Annotated in this window: 7 protein-coding genes; 5 read left to right on the top strand and 2 right to left on the bottom strand. The window is 71.2% G+C overall.

Going from position 1 to position 6,763, the window contains the following annotated elements; genetic code table 11:
• The 4 genes from KS423_RS34300 to KS423_RS34285 all read left to right on the top strand — a co-directional run.
• Positions 1 to 861, top strand: an 861-nt coding sequence (locus KS423_RS34300) for a sensor histidine kinase KdpD (protein ID WP_263455530.1), incomplete at its 5' end; no start/stop codon positions are given.
• Between the two features lie 119 nt (positions 862 to 980).
• Complete coding sequence (locus KS423_RS34295) at positions 981 to 1,661, top strand: response regulator (protein ID WP_049657530.1); 681 nt, start codon at positions 981 to 983, stop codon at positions 1,659 to 1,661.
• Between the two features lie 65 nt (positions 1,662 to 1,726).
• Positions 1,727 to 2,134: an OB-fold nucleic acid binding domain-containing protein gene (locus KS423_RS34290; RefSeq protein ID WP_224283660.1), complete on the top strand. Its 408-nt coding sequence runs from the start codon at positions 1,727 to 1,729 to the stop codon at positions 2,132 to 2,134.
• 2 nt (positions 2,135 to 2,136) lie between these two features.
• Positions 2,137 to 2,859: a DUF3159 domain-containing protein gene (locus tag KS423_RS34285; RefSeq protein ID WP_224283659.1), complete on the top strand. Its 723-nt coding sequence runs from the start codon at positions 2,137 to 2,139 to the stop codon at positions 2,857 to 2,859.
• 78 nt (positions 2,860 to 2,937) lie between these two features.
• Here the strand turns inward: KS423_RS34285 and KS423_RS34280 are convergent, their stop codons facing one another.
• Both KS423_RS34280 and KS423_RS34275 read right to left on the bottom strand, forming a co-directional pair.
• Positions 2,938 to 3,609: a TrkA family potassium uptake protein gene (locus KS423_RS34280; protein ID WP_030060763.1), complete on the bottom strand. Its 672-nt coding sequence runs from the start codon at positions 3,607 to 3,609 to the stop codon at positions 2,938 to 2,940.
• The gene (locus KS423_RS34275) at positions 3,609 to 4,277 is read right to left on the bottom strand and encodes a TrkA family potassium uptake protein (RefSeq protein ID WP_224283658.1); all 669 of its coding nucleotides are present in this window, start codon (positions 4,275 to 4,277) and stop codon (positions 3,609 to 3,611) included. Before KS423_RS34275 ends, KS423_RS34280 begins: the two co-directional genes overlap by 1 nt.
• 248 nt (positions 4,278 to 4,525) lie before the next feature.
• Between KS423_RS34275 and KS423_RS34270 the strand changes: the two genes are divergently transcribed.
• On the top strand, positions 4,526 to 6,601 hold the full coding sequence (locus tag KS423_RS34270; protein ID WP_263455531.1) for an APC family permease: 2,076 nt from the start codon (positions 4,526 to 4,528) through the stop codon (positions 6,599 to 6,601).
• Positions 6,602 to 6,763 lie beyond the last annotated feature (162 nt).

Raw genomic sequence — 6,763 nt, 5'->3', positions numbered from 1 at the left:
GTGCTGCCCGGGGCGGACCGGCGCCTGCTCGGGGCGTTCGCCGCGCAGGCCGCCGTGGTGCTGGAGCGCCGCCGGCTGGCCCGGGAAGCCGCCGAGGCCCGCCGGGAGGCGGAGGGCAACCGGATCCGGACGGCTCTGCTGGCCGCCGTCTCGCACGACCTGCGCACCCCGCTGGCGGGCATCAAGGCCTCGGTGAGCTCGCTGCGTTCGGCCGACGTCGACTGGGACCCGGAGGACGAGGCCGAGCTGCTGGCCGGCATCGAGGCCGGGGCCGACCGGCTGGACCACCTGATCAACAACCTGCTCGACATGAGCCGGCTCCAGACCGGGACCGTCACCCCGCTGATCCAGGAGACCGACCTGGACGAGGTGGTGCCGTACGCGCTCGGCGGGGTGCCGCCGGAGTCCGTCCGGCTGGAGGTGCCGGAGACGCTGCCGATGGTCCGGGCCGACGGCGGGCTGCTGGAGCGCTCGCTCGCCAACCTGGTGGAGAACGCCGTCAAGTACAGCCCGGACGGCGTCAAGGTGCTGGTCAAGGCCGACGAGCTGCGGCAGCCGGGGGTTCCGGCCCGGGTCGAGCTGCGGATCGTGGACCGCGGTCCGGGCGTGCCCGAGGAGGCCAAGGAGAAGATCTTCGCGCCGTTCCAGCGCTACGGGGACGCGCCGCGCGGCGCCGGGGTCGGCCTCGGACTCGCGGTGGCGCGCGGGTTCGTCGAGGCGATGGACGGTACCGTCACCGCCGAGGACACCCCGGGCGGGGGCCTGACCATGGTCGTCAGCCTGCCCGTGGTCGAACGGCCGCCCGATTCGGGGGAGCCGGGCGGCGACGGCGGCGATCCGCTCGCGGAGCTGATCACCTGAGAACCGGCGGCGCACCGGCCGGGCCCGTCGCCCGCTCCCGGCGCCGCACGCCGCAACGATAGCCATCGAGTCATCCCACAGTCCGTAAGTCAGACAGCCCTGAAAGGCGGAGCCCGCAAATGACCCGGGTCCTCGTCGTGGACGACGAACCGCAGATCGTCCGCGCGCTGGTGATCAACCTCAAGGCCCGTAAGTACGAGGTGGACGCGGCCCATGACGGCGCGAGCGCCCTGGAGCTGGCCGCGGCCCGCCATCCGGACGTGGTCGTCCTCGACCTGGGCCTGCCCGACATGGACGGGGTCGAGGTGATCCGAGGCCTGCGCGGCTGGACCCGGGTGCCGATCATCGTGCTGTCGGCCCGGCACGCCTCGGACGAGAAGGTCGAGGCGCTGGACGCCGGCGCCGACGACTACGTCACCAAGCCGTTCGGCATGGACGAGCTGCTCGCCCGGATGCGGGCCGCCGTGCGGCGGGCCGAGCCGGTGGCCGGGGAGGCCGACTCGCTGGTCGTCACCGAGTCCTTCACCGTCGACCTCGCGGCCAAGAAGGTCAACCGGGACGGTGCCGACGTACGCCTCACCCCGACCGAGTGGCACCTGCTGGAGGTGCTGGTCCGCAACGCCGGGCGGCTGGTCAGCCAGACCCAGCTGCTCCAGGAGGTGTGGGGCCCGGCCTACCGCACCGAGACCAACTACCTGCGGGTCTACCTCGCCCAGCTGCGCCGCAAGCTGGAGCGCGACCCCTCGCACCCGCGCCACTTCATCACCGAACCGGGCATGGGGTACCGGTTCGAGAGCTGACCGCGGCTTCCCCTGGCGGCTGAACGACCTGCCGCCAGGGGGTCGGAACCCGGTACCCTTCCGACATGAGTGGTGACAACAGCAGCGGCCAGCCGCAGGGGCGGTTCCGCCGCATGCTCAGCCGGCTGACCTCCTCGGCCGAGGAGCTGGACGCCGAGGAACTGCGTCAGGAGAGCGCCGCGGAGTCCGGATGCACACCGATCGCCGGCTGCGGGGACCGCGAGCTGGTCACCGTCGCGGGCACGTTGCGCACGGTGACGCTGCGCCCCCGGGCGGGGGTGCCCGCCCTGGAGGCCGAACTCTTCGACGGCACCGAGGCGCTGGACGTGGTCTGGCTCGGCCGCCGCTCGATCGCCGGGATAGAGCCCGGCCGCCGGCTGCTCGCCAGCGGCCGGATCGGCCACGCACGCGGGCGCCGCGTGCTGTTCAACCCCCGCTATGAGCTGCGTCCGGTCGGACACGGGAGCGAATGAGCGTGAGCAACCAGCCCGGCGGCGAGGCCGCCGCCCAGCTCGACCTGCCCGTCGACCCGGCGGACGCGGAGGCCGCCCGCAAGGCCGCCTCCAAGGAGGCCGCCGAGACGGTGCTCCAGGCCTTCGGCGGCGTGCGCGGCATGATCGACATGACGCTGCCCGGCCTGGTCTTCATCGTCACCTACAACCTGACCCACCAGGTCAGCACCTCGGCCTGGGCCGCACTGGGCCTGAGCGCCCTGTTCGTCGTGGCCCGGCTGGCGAAGCGGGAGACCATCCAGCACGCCTTCAGCGGGGTGTTCGGCGTCGCCCTCGGCGCCTGGATCTCGATGAAGAGCGGCAAGGCCGAGGACTTCTACCTGCCCGGCCTGCTCTGGAACGTCGGCTACTGCATCGGCCTGGCGGTCTCCGCCCTGGTGCGCTGGCCGATGATCGGGGTGATGCTCGGCCCGATCACCGGCGAGATGTTCACCTGGCGCAAGGAGAACCCGGGCCGCCTGGCCGCCTACACCAGGGCGACCTGGGCCTGGGTGGTGATCATGGGTGCCAAGCCGGTGATCCTCTTCCCGCTGTACTTCACCCACAACGTCAACCTGCTGGGCTGGCTGAAGGTCGCCCTCGGCATCCCGCCGATGCTGCTGGCGATGTACGTGACCTGGCAGATCCTGTTGAAGGCGCCGCCGCCGATCAAGGCGCAGCTGGACGAGGAGGAGCCGGCGAAGTAGCCGGCTCCCACGGAGGACCACGCGGAAGGGCCCGCACCCCGGCGAGGGGTGCGGGCCCTTCCGCTGTGCAGGCCGTGGTTACTGGGCGCCCGAGGTGGCTGAGAGCAGCTCCTCCAGCTCTTCCTCGCGCTCCTGCGCGGCGACGAAGAGCAGCTCGTCGCCGCCCTCCAGGGTGTCGTCCTTGCCCGGCACCAGCACCCGGCCCTCGCGGATGATGGTCACCAGCGCGGTGTCCTGCGGCCAGGCGACGTCGCCGACCCTGGTGCCGACCAGCTCGGTGTCGGAGGCCAGGGTCAGCTCGACCAGGTTGGCGTTGCCCTGGCTGAAGCGCATCAGGCGGACCAGGTCGCCGACGCTGACCGCCTCCTCGACCAGCGCGGACATCAGACGGGGGGTGGAGACGGCCACATCCACGCCCCAGGACTCGTTGAAGAGCCACTCGTTCTTGGGGTTGTTCACCCGGGCGACCACCCGCGGCACCGCGTACTCGGTCTTGGCGAGCAGCGAGACGACCAGGTTGACCTTGTCGTCGCCGGTCGCGGCGATCACCACGTGGCAGCGCTGGAGCGCGGCCTCGTCCAGCGAGGTGATCTCACAGGCGTCGGCCAGCAGCCACTCCGCCATCGGGACCCGCTCCACCGAGATGGAGTTGGGGTTCTTGTCTATCAGCAGGACCTCGTGGCCGTTCTCCAGCAGCTCGCCCGCGATCGAGCGGCCCACGGCACCGGCCCCGGCAATGGCGACGCGCATCAGTGACCCTCCTCCTTCGGCCCCTGCGCGAACGCGGCCTCGACGGCCGCCAGGTCGGTCCGGCGCAGCATCACGTGCACCAGGTCGCCCTCCTGCACCACCATCTGCGGCGAGGGGAGCACGCCCTCGCCGAGCCGGGTGACGAACGCCACCCGGGTGCCGGAGGCCTCCTCCAGCTTGCTGATCCGGTGGCCGATCCAGCGCGGGTCGTACGCGACCTCGGCGAGCTGCACGCCACCGCTCGGGTCCTGCCACAGGGGCTCGGCGCCGCTCGGCAGCAGCCGGCGCAGCATCTGGTCGGCGGTCCAGCGGACCGTCGCCACGGTGGGGATGCCCAGGCGCTGGTACACCTCGGCGCGGCGGGGGTCGTAGATCCGGGCGGCGACGTTCTCGACGCCGAAGTTCTCCCGGGCCACCCGTGCGGCGATGATGTTGGAGTTGTCACCGCTGGAGACCGCGGCGAAGGCGCCGGCCTCCTCGATGCCCGCCTCGCGCAGGGTGTCCTGGTCGAAGCCGACGCCGGTCACCCGGCGCCCGTTGAACCCGGCGCCCAGCCGGCGGAACGCGGTCGGGTCCTGGTCCACCACGGCCACCGAGTGGCCCTGTTTCTCCAGTGCTCTGGCGAGGGCGGAGCCCACGCGGCCGCAGCCCATGATGACGATGTGCACCGGCGCTTACCTCACCCGTCCCGAAGGGGTCTTGACCTGCGCAAACACCGTTCATCTCCGTTTCCCGCCCGGTCGTCCGGAACGAGGTTCATCGTGGGGGCGCCGACCCGGCAACGCTCGACAACCAGAGTGTTGCCCGCCGACTCGTATCCGACACGCTAACTGGTCCACCGAACGCAGTCGCGACGAAGGGGGGGACAAACGGCGGAGCCACGACCGGGAAGCCCCTACGATTCCTTAACGTGCCTATGCCGACTGACCTTCCGAAACGCATCCTGATCGGGCGCGCCCTACGCAGCGACAAGCTGGGCGAGACGCTTCTCCCCAAGCGGATCGCGCTGCCCGTGTTCGCCTCGGACGCGCTCTCCTCGGTCGCGTACGCCCCCGAGGAAATCCTGCTCACGCTCTCCATCGCGGGGGCCTCGGCGATCCACTTCTCCTGGCAGATCGGCGTCGTCGTGGCGATCGTGATGCTCGCCGTGGTCGCCTCGTACCGGCAGAACGTGCACGCCTACCCCAGCGGTGGCGGTGACTACGAGGTCGCGACCGTCAACCACGGGCCGGCCGCCGGTCTGGTGGTCGCCAGCGCGCTGATGGTCGACTACGTGCTCACCGTGGCCGTGTCGACCACCTCGGGCGTCGCCAACGTCGTCTCCGCCGTGCCCGCGCTGCGCGGCCACGAACCGATCCTGTCGGTGGTCGTGGTCGTGCTGCTGATGGGCATGAACCTGCGCGGTGTGCGCGAATCCGGAAGCGCCTTCGCCGTCCCCACCTACGCCTTCATGGTCGGCGTGATCGGGATGGTCGGCTACGGGGTCTTCCGGCACTTCGCGCTCGGCCAGGACATGCCCGCCGAGAGCTCCGCGTTCCACCTCGCCGCCACCCCCGGCAACGACTCGCTGGCCGGCTTCGCGATGGTGTTCCTGCTGCTGAAGTCCTTCTCCTCCGGCTGTGCCGCGCTCACCGGTGTGGAGGCGATCTCCAACGGCGTGCCGGCCTTCCGCAAGCCGAAGAGCAAGAACGCCGCCACCACGCTGCTGATGATGGCGAGCATCGCCGTCGTGATGTTCATGGGCATCATCTGGCTGGCCCGGCTGACCGGTGTCCAGATGGCGGAGAACCCGACCGAGCAGCTCGTCGGCGCCTCGCCGGACTACCACCAGAAGACCGCGCTGGCGCAGATCAGCGAGGCCGTGTTCAACAACTTCACGCCCGGCTTCTACTTCGTCGCGGCCGTCACCGGTCTGATCCTGGTGCTCGCCGCCAACACCGCCTTCAACGGCTTCCCGGTGCTCGGCTCGATCCTCGCCCAGGACCGCTACCTGCCGCGCCAGCTGCACACCCGCGGCGACCGGCTGGCCTTCTCCAACGGCATCATCCTGCTGGCGATCGCCGCGATCCTGCTGATCCTCGCCTTCGACGCCGACCCGAACCGGCTGATCCAGCTCTACATCGTCGGCGTCTTCGTCGCCTTCAACATGAGCCAGTCCGGCATGATCCGGCACTGGACCCGGTTGCTGCGCACCGAGACCGACCCGGCCAAGCGCCGCCACATGCAGCGCAGCCGGGCGATCAACGCCTTCGGCCTGGTGATGACCATGGCCGTGCTGATCGTCGTCCTGGTCACCAAGATCAGCCACGCCTGGATCGCGATCGCCGCGATGGCCGTGCTGTTCGTGATGATGAAGGGCATCCGGCGCCACTACGACCGGGTCTCCGACGAGCTCACCGCCGCCGAGGAGCCGGACGACGTGGTGCTGCCCACCCGGGTGCACGCCATCGTGCTGGTCTCCAAGCTGCACAAGCCGGCCCTGCGCGCCCTGGCGTACGCGAGGCTGGCCCGGGCCCACACGCTGGAGGCCGTCACGGTCAACGTCGACCCGGCCGACACGGTGGCGCTGCGGCGGGAGTGGGACGAGCGCGGCATCGAGGTGCCGCTCAAGGTGCTGGACTCGCCGTACCGCGAGATCACCGGGCCGGTCCTGGACTACGTGAAGAACCTGCGGCGCAGCAGCCCGCGGGACGTGGTCTCGGTCTACATCCCGGAGTACGTGGTCGGCCACTGGTACGAGCACCTGCTGCACAACCAGAGCGCGCTGCGGCTCAAGGGGCGGCTGCTGTTCAAGCCCGGGGTGATGGTCACCTCGGTGCCGTGGCAGCTGGAGTCCTCGGAGCGGCGCAAGCCGCAGAAGGCCTGGTCGGCGCCGGGTGCCGTCCGGCGTGGCGAGCCGCGGGCGCCGAAGGCCGTAGAGTCGAAGGATTCCGCCTCCACCGGTACGAACGCCGGTGACACCTCCGAGCGCAGCAAGGACTCCTCCCAGTGACCCGCAACACTCCGCCCCGCTCCTCGGGCTCCTCCGGCAAGGGCGCCCGCCGGGGCGGCTCCCAGCCCGGGCAGGTCTCCCGGCCGCGCTGGGGCCGGCCGGCCCGTCCGGAGGCCACCGACCGCGACGGCCTCACCGCACGCACCGCGCCGATCGTCCCGG

Origin of the sequence: Streptomyces sp. LS1784 (assembly GCF_020103755.1) — a bacterium.
Lineage (GTDB): Bacteria > Actinomycetota > Actinomycetes > Streptomycetales > Streptomycetaceae > Kitasatospora.
This window is presented reverse-complemented; position numbering and strand designations above follow the sequence as displayed.

Bases quoted from the DNA above. Each gene is read 5' to 3' on its own strand.
- KS423_RS34290 (WP_224283660.1), top strand. From the start codon at position 1,727: ATGAGTGGTGACAACAGCAGCGGCCAGCCGCAGGGGCGGTTCCGCCGC.
- KS423_RS34280 (WP_030060763.1), bottom strand. From the start codon at position 3,609: ATGCGCGTCGCCATTGCCGGGGCCGGTGCCGTGGGCCGCTCGATCGCG.
- KS423_RS34270 (WP_263455531.1), top strand. From the start codon at position 4,526: ATGCCGACTGACCTTCCGAAACGCATCCTGATCGGGCGCGCCCTACGC.
- KS423_RS34295 (WP_049657530.1), top strand. From the start codon at position 981: ATGACCCGGGTCCTCGTCGTGGACGACGAACCGCAGATCGTCCGCGCG.